Annotated in this window: 32 protein-coding genes; 27 read left to right on the top strand and 5 right to left on the bottom strand. The window is 46.6% G+C overall.

Annotation, left to right across the window (positions count from 1 at the left end; all coding sequences use genetic code 11):
* The 22 genes from rplP (at position 1) to B5D40_RS15340 (ending at position 9,868) form a co-directional block, all read left to right on the top strand.
* Positions 1-414, top strand: coding sequence for a 50S ribosomal protein L16 (gene rplP / locus B5D40_RS09960; RefSeq protein WP_073305509.1), 414 nt, complete (start codon positions 1-3; stop codon positions 412-414).
* Positions 414-608 (top strand): 50S ribosomal protein L29, encoded by a 195-nt coding sequence (rpmC, locus tag B5D40_RS09955; RefSeq protein WP_073305507.1) that lies wholly within the window; start codon positions 414-416, stop codon positions 606-608. The genes rplP and rpmC overlap by 1 nt, the downstream gene beginning before the upstream one ends.
* Before the next feature lie 17 nt (positions 609-625).
* Positions 626-880, top strand: a complete 255-nt coding sequence (gene rpsQ / locus B5D40_RS09950; protein ID WP_073305505.1) for a 30S ribosomal protein S17 — start codon at positions 626-628, stop codon at positions 878-880.
* Positions 881-904: 24 nt separating this feature from the next.
* Complete coding sequence (rplN, locus tag B5D40_RS09945; RefSeq protein ID WP_073305503.1) at positions 905-1,273, top strand: 50S ribosomal protein L14; 369 nt, start codon at positions 905-907, stop codon at positions 1,271-1,273.
* Positions 1,273-1,578 carry a 50S ribosomal protein L24 gene (rplX, locus tag B5D40_RS09940; protein WP_073305501.1) on the top strand — a complete coding sequence of 102 codons (306 nt, stop codon included), beginning with the start codon at positions 1,273-1,275 and terminating at the stop codon, positions 1,576-1,578. Before rplN ends, rplX begins: the two co-directional genes overlap by 1 nt.
* 10 nt (positions 1,579-1,588) lie before the next feature.
* A complete protein-coding gene (gene rplE, locus B5D40_RS09935; protein ID WP_073305499.1) occupies positions 1,589-2,131 on the top strand; it encodes a 50S ribosomal protein L5 in 543 nt (180 codons plus the stop codon).
* 8 nt (positions 2,132-2,139) lie between these two features.
* Entirely contained in the window at positions 2,140-2,325 is a 186-nt protein-coding gene (locus tag B5D40_RS09930) for a type Z 30S ribosomal protein S14 (RefSeq protein WP_073305497.1), read from the top strand.
* Positions 2,326-2,338: 13 nt separating this feature from the next.
* Positions 2,339-2,731, top strand: a complete 393-nt coding sequence (rpsH, locus tag B5D40_RS09925; protein ID WP_073305495.1) for a 30S ribosomal protein S8 — start codon at positions 2,339-2,341, stop codon at positions 2,729-2,731.
* 7 nt (positions 2,732-2,738) lie between these two features.
* Positions 2,739-3,278 carry a 50S ribosomal protein L6 gene (gene rplF, locus B5D40_RS09920; RefSeq protein ID WP_073305494.1) on the top strand — a complete coding sequence of 180 codons (540 nt, stop codon included), beginning with the start codon at positions 2,739-2,741 and terminating at the stop codon, positions 3,276-3,278.
* A gap of 9 nt (positions 3,279-3,287) precedes the next feature.
* Positions 3,288-3,659, top strand: coding sequence for a 50S ribosomal protein L18 (gene rplR, locus B5D40_RS09915; RefSeq protein ID WP_073305493.1), 372 nt, complete (start codon positions 3,288-3,290; stop codon positions 3,657-3,659).
* 10 nt (positions 3,660-3,669) lie between these two features.
* The gene (gene rpsE, locus B5D40_RS09910) at positions 3,670-4,152 is read left to right on the top strand and encodes a 30S ribosomal protein S5 (protein WP_073305492.1); all 483 of its coding nucleotides are present in this window, start codon (positions 3,670-3,672) and stop codon (positions 4,150-4,152) included.
* Positions 4,153-4,160: 8 nt separating this feature from the next.
* Positions 4,161-4,340 (top strand): 50S ribosomal protein L30, encoded by a 180-nt coding sequence (gene rpmD / locus B5D40_RS09905; protein ID WP_073305491.1) that lies wholly within the window; start codon positions 4,161-4,163, stop codon positions 4,338-4,340.
* 2 nt (positions 4,341-4,342) lie between these two features.
* Positions 4,343-4,786 carry a 50S ribosomal protein L15 gene (gene rplO / locus B5D40_RS09900; RefSeq protein WP_073305490.1) on the top strand — a complete coding sequence of 148 codons (444 nt, stop codon included), beginning with the start codon at positions 4,343-4,345 and terminating at the stop codon, positions 4,784-4,786.
* Between the two features lie 2 nt (positions 4,787-4,788).
* The gene (gene secY, locus B5D40_RS09895; protein WP_073305489.1) at positions 4,789-6,153 is read left to right on the top strand and encodes a preprotein translocase subunit SecY; all 1,365 of its coding nucleotides are present in this window, start codon (positions 4,789-4,791) and stop codon (positions 6,151-6,153) included.
* Entirely contained in the window at positions 6,153-6,371 is a 219-nt protein-coding gene (gene infA, locus B5D40_RS09890) for a translation initiation factor IF-1 (RefSeq protein WP_073305488.1), read from the top strand. The genes secY and infA overlap by 1 nt, the downstream gene beginning before the upstream one ends.
* A gap of 20 nt (positions 6,372-6,391) precedes the next feature.
* Complete coding sequence (gene rpmJ, locus B5D40_RS09885) at positions 6,392-6,508, top strand: 50S ribosomal protein L36 (protein WP_073305487.1); 117 nt, start codon at positions 6,392-6,394, stop codon at positions 6,506-6,508.
* A gap of 8 nt (positions 6,509-6,516) precedes the next feature.
* The gene (rpsM, locus tag B5D40_RS09880; protein WP_073305486.1) at positions 6,517-6,885 is read left to right on the top strand and encodes a 30S ribosomal protein S13; all 369 of its coding nucleotides are present in this window, start codon (positions 6,517-6,519) and stop codon (positions 6,883-6,885) included.
* Between the two features lie 11 nt (positions 6,886-6,896).
* On the top strand, positions 6,897-7,334 hold the full coding sequence (gene rpsK / locus B5D40_RS09875) for a 30S ribosomal protein S11 (protein WP_073305484.1): 438 nt from the start codon (positions 6,897-6,899) through the stop codon (positions 7,332-7,334).
* Positions 7,335-7,355: 21 nt separating this feature from the next.
* Positions 7,356-8,330 (top strand): DNA-directed RNA polymerase subunit alpha, encoded by a 975-nt coding sequence (locus B5D40_RS09870; RefSeq protein ID WP_073305482.1) that lies wholly within the window; start codon positions 7,356-7,358, stop codon positions 8,328-8,330.
* 5 nt (positions 8,331-8,335) lie between these two features.
* Positions 8,336-8,815 carry a 50S ribosomal protein L17 gene (gene rplQ / locus B5D40_RS09865; RefSeq protein WP_073305481.1) on the top strand — a complete coding sequence of 160 codons (480 nt, stop codon included), beginning with the start codon at positions 8,336-8,338 and terminating at the stop codon, positions 8,813-8,815.
* A 184-nt stretch (positions 8,816-8,999) separates the two neighbouring features.
* Positions 9,000-9,227: a DUF3990 domain-containing protein gene (locus tag B5D40_RS09860; protein WP_078776783.1), complete on the top strand. Its 228-nt coding sequence runs from the start codon at positions 9,000-9,002 to the stop codon at positions 9,225-9,227.
* Positions 9,228-9,619: 392 nt separating this feature from the next.
* Positions 9,620-9,868 (top strand): hypothetical protein, encoded by a 249-nt coding sequence (locus B5D40_RS15340; protein ID WP_095879679.1) that lies wholly within the window; start codon positions 9,620-9,622, stop codon positions 9,866-9,868.
* A 300-nt stretch (positions 9,869-10,168) separates the two neighbouring features.
* Here B5D40_RS15340 and B5D40_RS16330 read toward each other — a convergent pair whose 3' ends face one another.
* Complete coding sequence (locus tag B5D40_RS16330) at positions 10,169-10,303, bottom strand: hypothetical protein (protein WP_255404487.1); 135 nt, start codon at positions 10,301-10,303, stop codon at positions 10,169-10,171.
* A gap of 14 nt (positions 10,304-10,317) precedes the next feature.
* Here B5D40_RS16330 and B5D40_RS09850 point away from each other — a divergent pair, with 14 nt between their 5' ends.
* The 5 genes from B5D40_RS09850 to B5D40_RS09830 all read left to right on the top strand — a co-directional run bounded on the left by B5D40_RS09850 (position 10,318) and on the right by B5D40_RS09830 (position 13,450).
* On the top strand, positions 10,318-11,040 hold the full coding sequence (locus tag B5D40_RS09850) for a DUF4417 domain-containing protein (protein ID WP_078776781.1): 723 nt from the start codon (positions 10,318-10,320) through the stop codon (positions 11,038-11,040).
* Positions 11,041-11,100: 60 nt separating this feature from the next.
* Entirely contained in the window at positions 11,101-11,535 is a 435-nt protein-coding gene (locus tag B5D40_RS09845) for a hypothetical protein (RefSeq protein WP_143394499.1), read from the top strand.
* Between the two features lie 157 nt (positions 11,536-11,692).
* Positions 11,693-12,187 carry a hypothetical protein gene (locus B5D40_RS09840; protein ID WP_078776779.1) on the top strand — a complete coding sequence of 165 codons (495 nt, stop codon included), beginning with the start codon at positions 11,693-11,695 and terminating at the stop codon, positions 12,185-12,187.
* Positions 12,188-12,199: 12 nt separating this feature from the next.
* Entirely contained in the window at positions 12,200-12,727 is a 528-nt protein-coding gene (locus B5D40_RS09835; RefSeq protein ID WP_078776778.1) for a hypothetical protein, read from the top strand.
* Between the two features lie 186 nt (positions 12,728-12,913).
* Positions 12,914-13,450, top strand: a complete 537-nt coding sequence (locus tag B5D40_RS09830) for a hypothetical protein (RefSeq protein ID WP_078776777.1) — start codon at positions 12,914-12,916, stop codon at positions 13,448-13,450.
* Between the two features lie 158 nt (positions 13,451-13,608).
* On the opposite strand, the gene B5D40_RS09825 is transcribed toward B5D40_RS09830, so the two are convergent.
* From B5D40_RS09825 to B5D40_RS15680, 4 genes are all read right to left on the bottom strand, one after another.
* Complete coding sequence (locus B5D40_RS09825) at positions 13,609-14,382, bottom strand: HNH endonuclease (RefSeq protein WP_073305468.1); 774 nt, start codon at positions 14,380-14,382, stop codon at positions 13,609-13,611.
* 284 nt (positions 14,383-14,666) lie between these two features.
* The gene (locus B5D40_RS15960) at positions 14,667-14,804 is read right to left on the bottom strand and encodes a hypothetical protein (protein WP_200804177.1); all 138 of its coding nucleotides are present in this window, start codon (positions 14,802-14,804) and stop codon (positions 14,667-14,669) included.
* Positions 14,805-15,029: 225 nt separating this feature from the next.
* Positions 15,030-15,233: a hypothetical protein gene (locus B5D40_RS15955; RefSeq protein ID WP_198951070.1), complete on the bottom strand. Its 204-nt coding sequence runs from the start codon at positions 15,231-15,233 to the stop codon at positions 15,030-15,032.
* Positions 15,234-15,336: 103 nt separating this feature from the next.
* Positions 15,337-16,154 (bottom strand): restriction endonuclease (locus B5D40_RS15680; protein ID WP_200804176.1); only part of this gene is annotated, 818 nt, incomplete at its 5' end.

The raw sequence follows: 16,154 nt of genomic DNA, 5'->3' as shown, positions 1-16,154 counted from the left end.
ATGCTGAGTCCTAAAAGAACAAAGTTCCGCAAAGAACAGAAAGGCCGCATGAAGGGACGTGCGACCAGCGGCGACACTATCGCTTTTGGCGAATATGGTCTGCAGGCTCTCGAAAAGTGCTGGATTACAGCACGCCAGATTGAAGCTGCCCGTATTGCGATGTCTCGTACTATCAAGCGTGGCGGTCACATCTGGATCCGCATTTTCCCGAACAAGCCGGTAACCCGTCACCCTGCCGAAGCCCGTATGGGTAAAGGTAAAGGTGCCGTTGAATTCTGGGCTGCAGTGGTTCTCCCGGGTCGCATCATGTTCGAAATGGACGGTGTGGACCGTGACCTTGCCATTAAAGCGCTTCGCGAAGCATCGCAGAAGCTGCCGATTAAAGTTAAAATCGTGGAGGCTTCGGAGATCTGATGAAAGCACGCGAACTCAGAGAATTGAGCACAGAACAGCTCAAAGAAAAACTCGCCCAGTTTAATCTGGATTTGTTCAACAACCGGTTCTCTGCGAAAACCGGAAACAGCGCAGAAAAGCCTGTGACGGCTCGTTCGATCCGCAAGGATATCGCTCGGGTCAAGACGATTCTTACCGAAAGGGCCAAGGCTTAAGCCGGCAGGAGCAGAAAATGGAAAGAAACTCTCGCAAAGTGAGACAGGGTATCGTTTCGTCCAATGCGATGGACAAGACGATTACGGTTGTGGTCGAAGACCGCAAGCGTCACCCGATTTACAACAAGATCATGAAATCCACGGCTAAATTCAAGGCTCATGATGAAAAGAATGAAGCCGAAGTTGGCGATACCGTGGAAATTATGGAAACCCGTCCCCTTTCCGCGACAAAGCGTTGGCGCTTGGTTCGGATTGTGGCAAAGAAGAAGTAATCCTTCTGGAGTAAGGCGAAAACTATGATTCAAGAAGAAACAAGACTGGTCGTGGCCGACAACAGCGGCGCGAAAGAAGTCGCCTGCATCCGAGTTTTGGGTGGATCTAACCGGCGCTATGCAAGCATCGGGGATATCATCAAGGTAGCTGTCAAAGACGCTATCCCCCAGAGCAAGGTGAAGAAAGGCTCTGTCGCAGATGCTGTCGTGGTCCGCACCCGTAAAGAAATCGGTCGTAAGGACGGAACATTTATTCGTTTTTCCGACAACGCTGTCGTTCTCGTAACGAAAGATGGCGAACCCCGTGGAACCCGTATCTTTGGACCTGTTGCCCGTGAACTTCGTGAGCACAATTTCACAAAGATCATCTCTCTCGCACCCGAGGTGCTCTAATGTCTAACATTAAAAAGAATGATAACGTCAAGGTTATCTCCGGTGCTCACAAGGGCAAGACCGGTGTTGTGTTAAGCGTTGATCCGAAAAAAGGCCGCATCATCGTCGCCGGCGTGAACGTTCACAAGCGTCATGAAAAGCCGAGCCGTACCAATCAGGCGGGCGGTATCGTCGAAAAGGAACTTCCGATCGATATCTCCAACGCGATGCTCCTCGAAGGTTCCACTCCTGTTCGTACTCGTCGCGTTCGTGAAGCCGGTAAGAAGAGCGTTCGCGTAAGCGTCAAGTCCGGAAAGGCTCTGTGAGGTCGTAACTATGAGCACTATGAAGAAAGATGTTTACGAAAAGACCGTAGTTCCGGCTCTCAAGCAGAAATTCGGTTACAAGAACGTGATGCAGATTCCGCGTCTGCAGAAAATCGTTATCAATATGGGTGTTGGCGAAGCCGCTTCTAACCGTAAGGTTCTGGACGAAGCCCTCAGCACTCTCGCCGCGATTACCGGTCAGAAACCGGTTGTCACGAAAGCTCGCAAGGCGATTTCCAACTTCAAGCTCCGCGAAGGTCTTGGAATTGGTGCCAAGGTGACTTTGCACGGCGAAAATATGTGGGATTTCCTCTATCGTTTTATCAACATTTCCTTGCCGCGTGTGCGTGACTTCCGAGGTCTCCCGCGTCGCGGTTTTGACGGCTGCGGCAACTATACGCTCGGCATCAAGGAACAATCGATTTTTGTGGAAATCGACATCGACAAAATTACGCAGACTCTCGGTATGGACATTTCTTTCGTCACTTCCGCTGCAACGGATGAAGAAGGACGTGCTCTGCTCGAAGGTCTCGGTCTCCCCTTCAGGAAGTAAGGTATACCATGGCAAGCAGAAGAATGATCGAAAAGTGCAAACGCACCCCGAAATACACCGTTCGCGGTTATCATCGCTGCAAGCGGTGCGGTCGGCCGCACGCTTATATGCGTCGCTTTGGACTGTGCCGTATTTGCTTCCGCGAAATGGCACTCGCCGGTGAAATCCCGGGCATCACCAAATCTTCCTGGTAAGGAGCATTAAACAATGGCAACAGATACAATCGCCGATATGCTCACCCGCATCCGCAATGCCGTTTCGGCAAAGGCGCCTGTGGTGGACATCCCTGCCAGCAACGAGAAGCGCGAAATCGCCCGCGTTCTGCAGGAAAAAGGTTTTATTAAAAAGTTCGTCGTCGTTGAAGATGGCAAGCAGGGAATCCTCAAAATTCTCCTTCGCTACACAAACGGCGTTCCGGCTATCCAAGGCATCCAGCGCGTCAGCCGCTCGGGTCTCCGCATCTACAGCGATGTCGCGAAGCTCCCGCGCGTTCGTAACGGACTTGGCTATGCTATTATCTCCACATCCAAAGGTGTGATGACCGACCACGAAGCTCGCAAAGAAAACGTGGGCGGCGAAGTCATCGCAAAGGTCTGGTGAGGTAAAGATGTCTCGTATCGGAAAAGCAATTATTCATATCCCTGCCGACGTGAAAGTCGCAGTGGATGGTCAGAACATTCAGGTGGAAGGCAAGCTCGGCAAGCTTTTTACCAAGGTTCACGACCTCATCAAGATTAAATTGGATGGCAACCAGCTTTCGTTTGAACGTCCGGACGATTTGAAGTTCACCCGTTCGATTCACGGCACGACCCGTGCCTTGGTGGCGAACATGGTCGAAGGCGTTTCCAAAGGTTTTGAAAAGAACCTGGAAATTGTCGGTGTCGGTTATCGTGTGGAACAGAAGGGCAAGGACTTGAACCTCGTCCTCGGATTCTCCCACCCGGTCATCTACAAGGCTCCGGAAGGCATTGAATTGAAGGCTGTCGATCCTCTGAAGATTTCCATCAAGGGTATTGACAAGCAGAAAGTTGGTCAAGCTGCCGCAGAAATTCGCAAGTATCGTCGTCCTGAACCGTATAAGGGCAAGGGCGTCAAGTATGCTGGTGAAATCATCCGCCGTAAGCAGGGCAAGAAGACAGGTAAATAAGGTAACGTTATGACTGCTATTGCAAAGAAAAGACTCGAGTCCAGAATTGCGCGTCATGCGCGTGTTCGCAAGACCGTCAGCGGTACCCCCGAACGTCCGCGTCTCGCTGTTCGTCGTACGCTGTCTAATATGATCGCTCAGATCATCGACGATGTTTCTCACACCTCTTTGGTTCAGGTAACGACTTCGTCCAAGGACTTCCAGGCGAAGTTCGGTGAGCTTTCCAAGACCGAACAGAGCAAGAAACTCGGAAATCTCATTGCCGACGCTGCGAAGGCCAAGGGCATTTCTGCCGTTGTCTTCGACCGCGGTGGTTTCATTTATCATGGTCGCGTTCAGGCTCTCGCTGAGGGAGCTCGTGAAGGCGGACTCCAATTCTAAGAGGTACACTTTGGAACGCGAAACACAAGTTTCTGAATTTGAAGACAGAGTTGTGCACATCAATCGCTGTGCCAAGACTGTGAAGGGTGGCCGTCGGATGTCCTTCAGTGCTCTCGTTGTCGTTGGCAACAAGAAAGGCAAAATTGGTGTGGGGCTCGGCAAGGCTAAGGAAGTCTCCGAAGCTATCCGCAAGGGAACCGAGGCTGCTCAACGCAATCTTATCGAAGTGAATGTTCAAGACGGAACCATTCCGCACGATGTGGAAATCAAGTACGGCGCAACCCGCATCCGCTTGATCCCCGCCGCTCCCGGTACTGGCGTTATTGCCGGCGCTGCAGCCCGTGCTGTTTTGGAACTCGCCGGTGTCCACAACATTCTTACCAAGATCTATGGTTCTTCCAATCCGAGCACTGTGGTGCAAGCCTGCATCGAAGGTCTCACGACGCAGAAGAACAAAAATGACTACGCGGCTTTGCGCGGTCAGAACGCCTGAGGTCTAAAATGAAAAAAGTAAGAATTACCCAAGTCAAGGGGCTTATCCATTCTCTTCCGAAGCACCGGGCCAATATTGCGTCCTTGGGACTTCATGGAATTGGAACCTCTAATGAAATGACTTTGACTCCGGCTATTCAGGGCATCATCAATGCTGTCCGTCACATGATCAAGGTCGAGGAAATTTAATCATGCAACTCAATAGTATCAATCCTGCTAAGAGTGCTCTGACTAAGGGGCGCAAGCGCATTGGCCGCGGTCCGGGTTCCGGTTGGGGCACGACTGGCGGTCGTGGTCAGAAAGGTGCCGGTGCTCGTAAGAGCGCCAAGGCTGGTCGGGCTGCTTTTGAAGGCGGCCAGATGCCGATTCACCGTCGTATCCCGAAGCGCGGATTCAAGTCGCAGTTCCCGAAGGATACGCAGATTGTGAATCTCAAGGCCATTGAAAATTCCGGTGTTGTCGAATTTGACGCCAAGGTTCTTTTCGACCAGGGTCTTGTCCGCAGCGTGAAGAAGCCGATCAAGGTTTTGGGCTACGGCACGATTTCGAAGGCTGTCACTCTCAAAGTCAACGCTATCAGCGAAAAGGCCAAAGCGGCTGTTGAAGCTGCCGGCGGCAAAGTAGAGCTCGTCTAATAATGGAAGTTCTTAAGAAAGCTATTGACGGGTTCGTCAACGCCTTCAAAATGGAAGACCTGAGGAAAAGAATTCTCTTTACCTTGGGTATTCTCATTGTTTATCGCATCGGTTCGCACATCACCATTCCTGGTGTGGACGCTACGGTTTTGGCGGAGTATTTCCGAAACAGCAACAATATGTTCGGTTTGTACGACTCCTTTACCGGCGGTGCTTTCGCTAAGGCTACGGTTTTTGCCTTGGGCATTATGCCGTATATCAGCGCAAGCATTCTCATCCAGCTGATGGGTTCTGTGATTCCGGCGATCAAGATGCTTCAAAAAGAAGGCCAGGAAGGGCGTGCAAGGCTGAATCAGTACACGCGCTACTTTACGGTTCTCCTCGGCGCTCTTCAGGGCTGGGGTGTTGCCGTCTGGCTTTCGAGCTTAACAGTTTCCACCGCAACCGGTACGGGCATTTCTGTGCTTACGGACGGATTCCAGTCCGGGCTTGGCAATGTCGGATTCCGGTTACTTGCTACGCTTACCTTCACCACAGGAACCATCTTTGTCATGTATCTCGGCGAGAGAATTACGGCAAAGGGTGTTGGTAACGGAATCTCCCTGATAATCTTTGCCGGTATTGTCGGCGGACTTCCGAGGGCATTCCTTCGCGAAATCGAAATGTTTACCGAAGGCATTCAGCCGCTCGCCATCGAGATTTTCATCTTGGCGATTGTGGTTGCTATCGTCGGTTTCATCGTATTCGTGGAGCAGGCCACTCGTCGTATTCCGCTGGAAAGCCCGCGCAGGGTGGTCGGACGAAATCAGGTGGTTGGCGGTCAGGCCAGTTATTTGCCTTTCAAGGTGAATACAGCCGGCGTGATACCAGTCATTTTCGCTTCCTCCATTATGTTCGTGCCCGCGATTATCGCTTCGTGGATGCCCAACGTGAGCTGGATGCAGTCCTTTGCGGGTGCATTCGTTCCTGGACATATCACCTATAGCGTAATCTTCGCCGCGCTGATTATCTTTTTTACTTACTTCTATACGGCTATCCAATACAACCCAACGGACATTGCCGATAATCTCAAGAAGTCGGGCGGTTTCATTCCGGGCATTCGTCCGGGAAAAAAGACCGCTGAGTATATTGACCATATTTTGACCCGCATTTCACTTCCGGGATCCATTTTCCTGGCTGTAATCAGTGTCGGTCCGCTGCATTTGAAAGACGCTTTGAATATGTCTTTCTATATTGGCGGCACCTCGGTCTTGATCGTGGTCGGTGTGGCGCTGGACACGCTTCGTCAACTCGAAGCCCATCTCCATACCAATAACTACGCTGGTTTCCTCAAACATGGCCGCATTCGCGGCAGGATGGCATCCTAGTGGCTAAAGAAGAAGGCATTCAAGTAGAAGGCGTTGTGCTGGAAGCTCTTCCCAACGCATTCTTCCGTGTTGGCCTCGGAAATGGTCACGAAATTCTCGCTCATGTTTCTGGGAAAATGCGCCGGCATTTTATCCGCATTTTGCCGGATGACAAAGTGTTGGTCGAAATCTCTCCGTACGATTTATCGCGCGGAAGAATCACCTACCGTTACAAGTAATAGGGAAAAAGGTCTAACCTATGAAAATCAAAGCCTCCATCAAACCAAGATGTGAAAACTGCAAGATTGTCCGTCGCAAGGGCATTCTTCGCGTCATCTGTTCTAAGAACCCCCGTCACAAGCAGAGACAGGGTTAGGAGATTTTATGGCACGTATTGCTGGTGTCGATTTGCCGAAAAACAAGACTGTCGAGTACGGTCTGACGGCTATCTACGGAGTCGGGCTTTTCACCTCTCGTAAGATCTGCGCTCAATTGGGCATCGATCAGACGAAGAAGTGCGACGATCTGACTGAAGAAGAACAAGGTAAGATTCGTCACGTTCTTGAAGACGAATATTCTGTGGAAGGTCAGCTTCGCGCAGAAACGACGTTGAACATCAAACGCCTTCAAGATATCGGATGCTATCGCGGAAGCCGCCACATGAAGAAGTTGCCGGTCCGTGGTCAGCGCACCCGTACGAACGCTCGCACTCGCAAGGGCCCGAAGAAGACCGTTGCTAACAAGAAGAAGTAAGGAGACGATCCGTGGCAGACGAAGAAGTTAAAGAAACCGCCCCGGCCGCTGCAGAAGCTGCTGCTCCCGCCGAGGAAAAGGTTAAAAAAGGTAAGAAGCGTGTTGACGTGCAGGGAATTGCCTGCGTGAATGCTTCTTTCAACAATACGATTGTGTCGATCACCGATGCGCACGGTAACGTTGTCGCTTGGGGCTCTCCGGGAAATTCCGGATTCAAGGGTTCCCGCAAGAGCACTCCGTTCGCCGCCCAGCTTGCTGCTGAAGCCGCCGCCCACAAGGCCTACGACCTCGGCATTCGCAAGGTCGATGTCCGCGTGAAAGGTGCCGGTGGTGGACGTGAATCCGCTGTCCGTGCTATCAAGAACGTCGGTATCGAAGTGTTGACGATTCGTGATGTGACCGGTGTCCCGCACAACGGATGCCGTCCCAAGAAGAAGAGAAAAGTTTAATATCAACAGGGGAAAACGCCAATGATGTGGAAATCTCTCCAAATGCCGCGCAGTTTCCAGAAAGTGGAAACCGGTGAAAATGGGCGCTATGCGAAGTTCGTCGTAGAAGCCCTGGAACGCGGATGGGGTATTACTGTCGGTAACGCTCTACGCCGCACGCTGCTTTCCTCGCTGCAAGGCGCTGCGATCGTCTCCGTAAAAATTGCCGGAGTCGAAAAGGAATTTTCGTCCATTCCGGGAGTGAAGGAAGATGTTACGGACATTATCCTGAACTTGAAGAGCATTCGTGTAAAGCTGCTCTCCGATCATGACGAAACGCTTCGCTTGGATATGTCGGGCGATGGTGAAATCACCGCTGCGAACATCGAGGAGAATCCCAACGTGGTGATCCTTACCCCGGACGTTCATATCGCAACGCTGTCTGGAAACGCTTCTTTGAGCATGGAGCTCAAGGTCTCTTCCGGTCGCGGATATGTGGTTGCCGACGAATTGAAGGATCCGGACGCCCCTATCGGTGAAATCGCCATGGACGCCAACTTCAACCCGGTTTTGAAAGTGGCGATGCACGTGAGCGACACCCGCGTGGGACAGAAAACGGATTACAACCGTCTGGAACTGGAAGTGACGACCGACGGATCCATTGACCCCGAAGACGCTCTTGCTTATGCGGCAAAGCTTTTGGTGGATCATTTGGAAGCCTTCATCAATTTTGAAGGAGAGCTCGAATCTCCGGAAGAAACGGTGCAGGATGAAGAACGTCAGCGTATTGCCAGCCGCCTCCGTTTGCGAGTGGACGAACTTGAACTTTCCGTTCGTTCCAGCAACTGCCTCCGTATGGCGAACATCCATACGATTGCAGAACTTGTCCGCAATAAGGAAGGGGATATGCTGAAATACAAGAACTTCGGTCGGAAGTCCTTGGTTGAACTTAACGAGGTATTGACGTCGATGGGTCTTACTTTTGGCATGAACGTCGATGAATACTTGAAGGATTAAGAAAAATGAGACACGGTGTAAAAAACAAGAAACTCGGTGTGAATGCGCAGCATAAGCGCGCCATCCTCCGTAGCCTCGCGACATCCATCCTTGCCAAAGGCCTGGAAGAGGAACAGATCAATCGCTCTGTGCGCACGACTCTCCTCAAGGCTCGCCTTGTCCGCAGTGTTGTGGATCGCTTGGTCACTTATGCGAAGAAGGGCGATCTTTCCGCTCGTCGCGAAGCCGCCCGTATTGTTCGTGACCCGAAGGTCCTGCAAGGACTTTTCAATGTGATTGGCCCGCGTTATAAGAACCGCAACGGTGGTTATACTCGCGTGCTGAAGCTCGGTCCGAACCGCCCCGGTGATGCTGCTGAAATGGCTTTGGTTTCGCTTGTCGAAGACGAAATCAAGGCGAAAGAAGCTCCAAAAACGGACGCTCCCGCAGCTGAAACGAAGCCCGTTGACATGGTCAAGGGTGCTTCCAAGGAAGCGGAAAACTAATTCGCTTGGATTCTAAAGGAAAACCCGGCTCGGTCGAGCCGGGTTTTTCTGTATGTAAAAAACAATCGGATGGAATATTCGTTTGGTAGTGAAAAATTTGACACAAATTTTCAAATAATTTAGCTTTAGGGCATGCTTGTTTATCACGGTTCAGAAAAGTGAATCGAACATCCCGTTTTGAAATTTGAAAACCGGCACAACGACTTTGGATGGGGTTTCTATTGCACAGAAGCGGGAGCTGGCAATGGAATGGGCCTGTCAAAAAAATACAGACGGTTTTGCCAACGCCTATGAATTGGATTTGCGAAAATTGAAGGTGCTCGATTTGTCGGCGGAATGCTTTAGCATTCTCCACTGGCTCACCATCTTGATGCAGAACAGGTTTTTTGCGCCCAAGTCGCCCCTTGGCTGAACAAATCTGGAGTTCCTGACGGAAAAATTTCAAGTGCCTTATCTGGATTATGACGTTATAGAGGGCTATCGCGCCAATGATTCGTATTTCTCCTTCGCGAGCGAGATGGCGCCGCCCGAAGAAATTACTTGGAAGGCCTGCGGAAAGTCCGTCCGAGCGAAGGCGTTTACTTCATCGATATCGTTCGAAATCCGAGGTTGCTCGATGAAATCCGCCTATAGTGAAATGTACCTGAGCGATGCCCAGAAGAATCTCGGATTCTTTTTTCAGGCGGTGCTCTACAATTTGAATTTGTCTGTAGATGAAGTGCAAAAAGTTTTTCTCGCTTCTGAATTCCGACGCAAATTGAATACGCCAACCCGAATTTTCTGTGCGGCAAATCCGGTTACGAATTGGCAATTCTCGCATTCCCGCAATACGAGAAGAAATTGTTGGAATCTGTTTACGAACCGTTCTACCCGCAAGCGGAATACTGGTGCGGTCATGTCCTTGCCTATTACCAGTGGCACTCCGCAAAAAAGTTTGCTGAAATTTTAGACAAGTATCCTTTGGAACGAATCCTCTCCGATTACCGCCTGATGCACGAAGCCGACATCACCAAGATGGCGCAGACGATGGATGCGGTGGTGCTTGGGGAATGAAATTTCGTTTGTGATGAATGATGGGGTGATGGGGATACCCCCCTCGTTTTGGGACGATTCCTTAAAACTCTATAATACATCATTTTGCTTGCACCAATAACGTGCCTTTGCTTGTCTTGACATTCTAAAAAACTATATTTCCTGATGACATAGACCAAATCGTCATTTTTCTTTGACATCTGGTCGGCGATTATTTTGAATTTAACTCTTGTTCTCTCTTTTCGAAATCTGGTAAATTTCACAACTAGCGAGAATAAGACGAATGCTTACGCACACTATTTGGGCGTGGGTCGTTTGTGCTTATGCTAGTTGCAGGTTTACCAGAGCCTCGAAAGGAGTAAGTTCACACAGACCCCACGCCTTTTTCTTTTCCAAAAGAATAAGGCTTTCTCCGTAGGAATGACGACCTACGGGGATGTCTTTGTTTGTCGTCATTTTGGAGGGACTCCATGTCAGTAAAATTGAAAAAAGACAAGCGCCTAGATGTATTTCAAGCGTATCTTGTCAAAGGTGCGGAATTTCGCGGAGAATATGAAATTCCTTTAGTCGGAAATACCGAGGTTATACCCGATTTGATGGTGCCGTTTTCTATCGCCATCTCAAAAAAATTTACGTCAAAGCATCCTGAAAGATATTTTGTTCACTTCTTTGAAAACGATTACAAGTTTATCGCATTTACACGAAACCCCAAACGGTATCTGAAGCGACTCAAGCGATTTGCCGGTTTGGTTGCGCCTGATTTAAGCATCTATTACGATATGCCGCGGGCATTGAAATTGTCGCAGGTTTATTTTGCAAGAGCGTTAACATTCTTTTGTCAGCAAAATGGGTTGATCGTTATTCCACTGGTGCGTTTTGATAAGGATGAATATAGTTACAACTTTTTGTTTTGCGGAATTGAAAATCCAGACTGTGTATTCGTCAGTCCCTACGGTTGCCAAGGTGAACAAGATTCCCGAGAAGTATTTTACAAAGGATTAAAGAAAATGATAGACCAAATTCGACCAAAAACAACACTGTTCTTTGGTATAATGCCCAATGACATGAAAGCATATTGCCAAATGAAAGGAGTTGATGTCGTTGAGTACAATGTTGAAAAGCGTGGCTATAAAATTTCCACACGAATCTCCATTAAAAAGGATGCAACAGACCTGCCTCTTTTTGCAAAGTAACATCGAGTGATAAAAATGCAGACAAATGATGAGATTATATTGAATTCACTCAGGAATTCAGTGTCCCAGATATTGTCTGATACGCAAAATATTATCCTCTGCTCCACCGATTCCGCTTCTGAAAGCATCCAGAAATTCATTGTTGCTAGAGGCTATGGGGAAAAGGTCAAGGCGTTGAGTTTATCAACAGGAATACCAGAATCTACTTTTTCAAAGATTAAGTACAACAAAGACTATAAATTTGAGCATAGAACCTTAATAGCACTCTTAATTGATCTGAATGTTGACTTTTCTACGTCTATGTCTATACTTCAGAAAGCTGGATTAAGCCTTGGCAACTCAAAGGAACATATTGTATATAAAGTATTGCTGGAAAAACACGATTCCGTCGACATTCCGACCGCAAACATGCTGCTAAAGGAAAACCACTTGAAGGAATTAGCTGGACATACAAGGGATAAACCAAACAAAAAACGACAAAATATTTCTCGTTGAGAAATTACAATTGCTTTTTTTTTGTCAAAAAAATAAAGGGAATCAAACATAGAATGTTGAAATTTGTCTAGAATCGTTATTTTTTAGTTTCTCATCAAGAAATGCAGATTTTTGAACCCATTGTTAAATTCCACAAAAGTTTAATCGAGGACTTCAAATGGGTCAAGATGCAAGTGGTTTGTTCAGTGGAACTAGAGGATCGGCGAACAGCCCTTATCATCGTGATGCAAAGGTCATGCAATCGCGAGTAAAAGAATGGGCTATAGGCGAAAAAGAACGTTTAGGAAAAAAATCAGAACGTCAAAAGGATCAATTTAATACAGCGACCATAGTTTATGACAACGAATCTGGCAGGTATTTCTATGGAAGAAATGGAGGGGTTTTTCAAGAGAACGACCTTCGAAATCCCCAAATCTTTGGAGAAAATGGTGTATTACCGCCAAAATCTCTCAACAAATATGACTTGGGCAATTGTGCCGAAGTTCATGCTATAAACAAGGCTTTGAATTCTGGAGCAAAAATGGAGAATCTTTATATATTTACCATACACACAACACCTAAAAGCTTTGGCCAACCAAAGCCAGCTTGTCAAAATTGCACACACGCGTTCAAAGGACGAATCCAAAAGAATCACACTGGTTGGACAGAATAAGGAGAATACGAGATGAAATCGGACGCATTGAAAAACATTTCTCTTCTTGGGCGAATCGCTTACGGAATCCTTTGTGCAGAAAAACTTGCCACAGAAAAATACCCTCAAAGGGACTGGTCGCTAGTTTTTAAAATATTTTGGAAATTTGGGAATTGCGAAGCACTTGACAGGTGGTCCTGGGAAATTATGGAATACATCCCAAAATACTTGTTTGAGTTTGAATCTTTCGAAGCGTCTAATTTTGAATACATAGATAAAGAAACCTACACAAATCTTAAAAAATTGTACAAGAATGTTGACGATTCTTTGAACAAGATTTTACTTGCCATTCGAAACATAGAAGAAGAATACGCCTATTCCAGTATTCCTGGATACGGAACGGCAAGTCTCGAATATATTGATGAAATTCTAGCGATTCTTAAAAACAACAAAATTCAACCACCCGATCCTCAGCTGGTCGCGTTTTCCAAATTTTCTGAGGAAGACGGCTGGGGCAAGGCTTTCGATGGAACGAAGCTGTCGATGGTATTGAAGGGGTAAGGAAAGATTTTGTTTAACCGCCCTCAATTACTTTGATTTCGGCGGGGGCAGATTGTTATTTGTCAAGTTTTTCAAAAACCGTTTGCTCGCATTTACTCCAAGCTTTATTCAATAATTTATTTTCCCTTGCCCTTAAGGGGCGTATCAAGGAAAATCACACCGGCTGGGAAAGCCTAGGAGAATAAAATGAAAATGGATATTTTCAACGAAGTGTCTTTGCGAGGGCGGGTCGCATACGCAATTCTGTGCGCCGAAAAATACTTCACTGTGGTTTACCCCGATAGGGATTGGAAAATCATTTTTGAAATATGTTGGCGTTTTACGGATGATTCCATGTATCTGGATGCATGGGCCGACAGCATGTGCGATATTTTACCGGAATGCCTGCTTGAATTCGATGGCTACAATCGCCCAGATGGGCCTTATGAGTACATAACGGAGGAACAGTACACTACTATTAAAAATCTGTATGCAGGAATAAAAGATGATGTTAATGTGATTTTGAAGGCCATCCGTGACATGGAAGAAGAATATGCCTATACCGTTATTGAGGAATATGGAAAAGGCAGCATTGAGACGCTTTCTTCAATCGTTAAAATGCTTGAAGAGAAGAATATCGCATTACCCGATCCTCAGCTGGTCGCGTTTTCCAAATTTTCTGAGGAAGACGGCTGGGGCAAGGCTTTCGATGGAACGAAGCTGTCGATGGTATTGAAGGGGTAAGGAAAGATTTCGTTTAACCGTCCTCAATTACTTTGATTTCGGCGGGTGGGGGGGGGAAGCTACTCGTTTTACGAGGAGACTTACAATTATCACCAAAATGTTGCATGCGATGGATGCGGTGGTGTTTGGGGAAATGTGATTTTTACGTCTGTTTATGGTTAAGATTTCTGTTTTTCATTAAATCTTCTTCGATGTTCTTTCAAAAAATTCTGAACTTCCGCTTGGTCTTGTTTTTTTAGCTTTTCGTATTTAACCATCATTTCTGGGGTGATACCAATTCTTTTACATTCTGATTCCAAATGTGGAGCAATTTTTATTTTCCAATCTTCGTCAAAAGTAATGAGAAATTTGTCGAAAAGAGCGTCTAAATGTGCGGCAAGCAATAAACCATTACGGGCATTTATCTTTTCTGCAGGCTTGCAATCGCGCCATGGTTTTGCATGGCTAGCTACAAGAGATTCTTTTATAGTGCATCCCGTAACTGAACAGGCTTTATCCCATAAATTCAGCATATCATCACGATATTTACCTTGACCTACACGAGCCAACACCTGCTGTATCCGCTGTGTCGCTAATTCTTCACCTGGGTCGCTGAAGGTGATTTTTTTATTTTTGATAATTTTATTTATTTTTTCATTTTCAAAGAATCTTTGTAGAGAACCTAATTCGTCATCAGGATCAATATAGACTCCTGCAAAATAATGGTTATCTGCATCTTTCTGAAAAAACAGGTCATTGAAATCAGGACGGCTTTCTATTTCAAAAAAATCTTTATGACATTCTTTGTAATGTTCCCATTCAGGAAAGTGCTCTTTAAAAAGCTTCTCGTTGCTGTATTCAAGACAAATCGAAAATACCTTTCCTTTCTTCTCCTTGGTCCAATCTTCATACCACAATTCAACAAAAATATCATCCTCACTAGATGTTGCCATTTTTATATAAAAACCATCATTGTTTCCCTTTTCGATTTTTAGTGGTTCATTGCCAAAAAAACGATAAAAAAAATCTGCAAAATCGGCTCAACTTCTTTTTTTATCATAATTTAATCTCCTTTTTTTTCAAATGCCTTCTTTAAATCTATACTCATTTCCTCCCATAATCAACGACGAAACCGCAAAATCTTTCGTGAAAATAGCGAGTGAGAATGACTTGGTAATCAACACCTAATTCTTTGCTTTGTTGAGCAACCTTTATCGGATGGAAAAGGCATTGTTCCTCATACTGACAAGCCCATTGCCATGTACATTTCAAGAATCTTGGCAACACGCAGAACCCGGGCATATTTCATCAGCTTGGAGATGTTCCTGTCGCCATATTTAAGATAGTTCCTGATGATTTCGATGCAAACATCCATGCCGATTTTGTTGCGGAACTTTATTGCATCGCATACGCATTTTTCAATGTCAAAAATTTTGACTTTGAATCCGGAAATAGTTGCCGTAGAAACACCAAGATTCAGCGAATTTTCGGATAGGTTGTGAAGCCTGATTTTAGGATATTCGAGAAGAACGACTTTGCGCCCCCTTTTTATGGCAATGTCGAATTGCTGCGGAATTTGCGTCGTAAGTTCGGAATGTTCCTATGCAGAAAATAAACAAAGAATTTCGTCGGGAGCGATTGCCTCGACATCTATCATTGTATCGTTCAGGTCGATTTCTTTAGCATAGACACCCCGCTTTATGCGAACCAATTCTCCCTTTTTTGCCTTTTGGAGAGTGGCGTAATACTGCGCGCGTCCCTGTTTGCAAACCGTTTTTGCCGTTATGAACGTTTTCTTATACATTGTATTAACCTGCTACAAGTATGCATAATTGTAGTAGATTTGTATTGTAAAATTTTTCCCCTTGCCCAAAAGTTTTTCAACCAAATCTTCCGTAGCTCTACATTCAAAGCACCCTGATGATTTCTTCGAGATTCTTGCCCGAGAGTTGCTTTTCGAAGCGGACTTTGACTCCCTCGGATTCCATATTCTTGAAAAACATCTTGGCGGATTCTATTTTCAGTTTTTCGCTACCTCGCAAATCCTTGTCGGCGTCTTCGACATCCTTGCATTCCACAATCAGATTCAGTTCATTCTTGCCCTTTCGGCGAATGATGTACATAAAATCCGGGCTGTAGGTTTCGCCGAGAATTGTCGGGATGCGAATGGTGCTCTTTGGAATTTTTCCATAAACTTCAACGCCTTCAATGCCGTTCAGAATGTCGGATTTTTCTAGCGGAGAATCGTAAGCAATGCTGTTATAAAGATACTTATCAGGCACTTTACTTGCGTCCCCGAATTTGCCCACGAGTCCCTGCGATATGAACTTTTCCGCATTTCCTTTTTCGTCGTTGAGCCAAGTCTTTTTAATTCGGGTGCGGCTCACTTTCTGGTAGCAGAACCGTCCCTTCAAATGTTCGATTTTCCAGTTGTGAATTTTCTGGCATACGTTAAGAAGCGTACGTTCGTTGAACATCACCTTCCCGCCCTTGTTCGCAAAATCGCACAGGGCCTTGTGCATCAGCGTTACGGGCACGGATTCCTTGGACTGGACGCGTTGCAGGAATTTTCCGTAAGCAATCGGGCGTTCCACTTCGTAATTGTCGCCACAGGCGTCCTGCACACTCGCTACGCCATTTTCAAATGAAACGACATCGCGAATACTTTTTGAAATCGTCTTTTGAAAAAGCGACTGTTCAATCAAACCCGGCAAAGCCTGTTCCA

Origin of the sequence: Fibrobacter intestinalis, assembly GCF_900167415.1 — a bacterium.
In the GTDB taxonomy this organism is placed as follows: Bacteria; Fibrobacterota; Fibrobacteria; order Fibrobacterales; family Fibrobacteraceae; genus Hallerella; species Hallerella intestinalis.
Note: the sequence above shows the minus strand (reverse complement) of the source record. Positions and strands in the feature narration are given on the sequence as shown.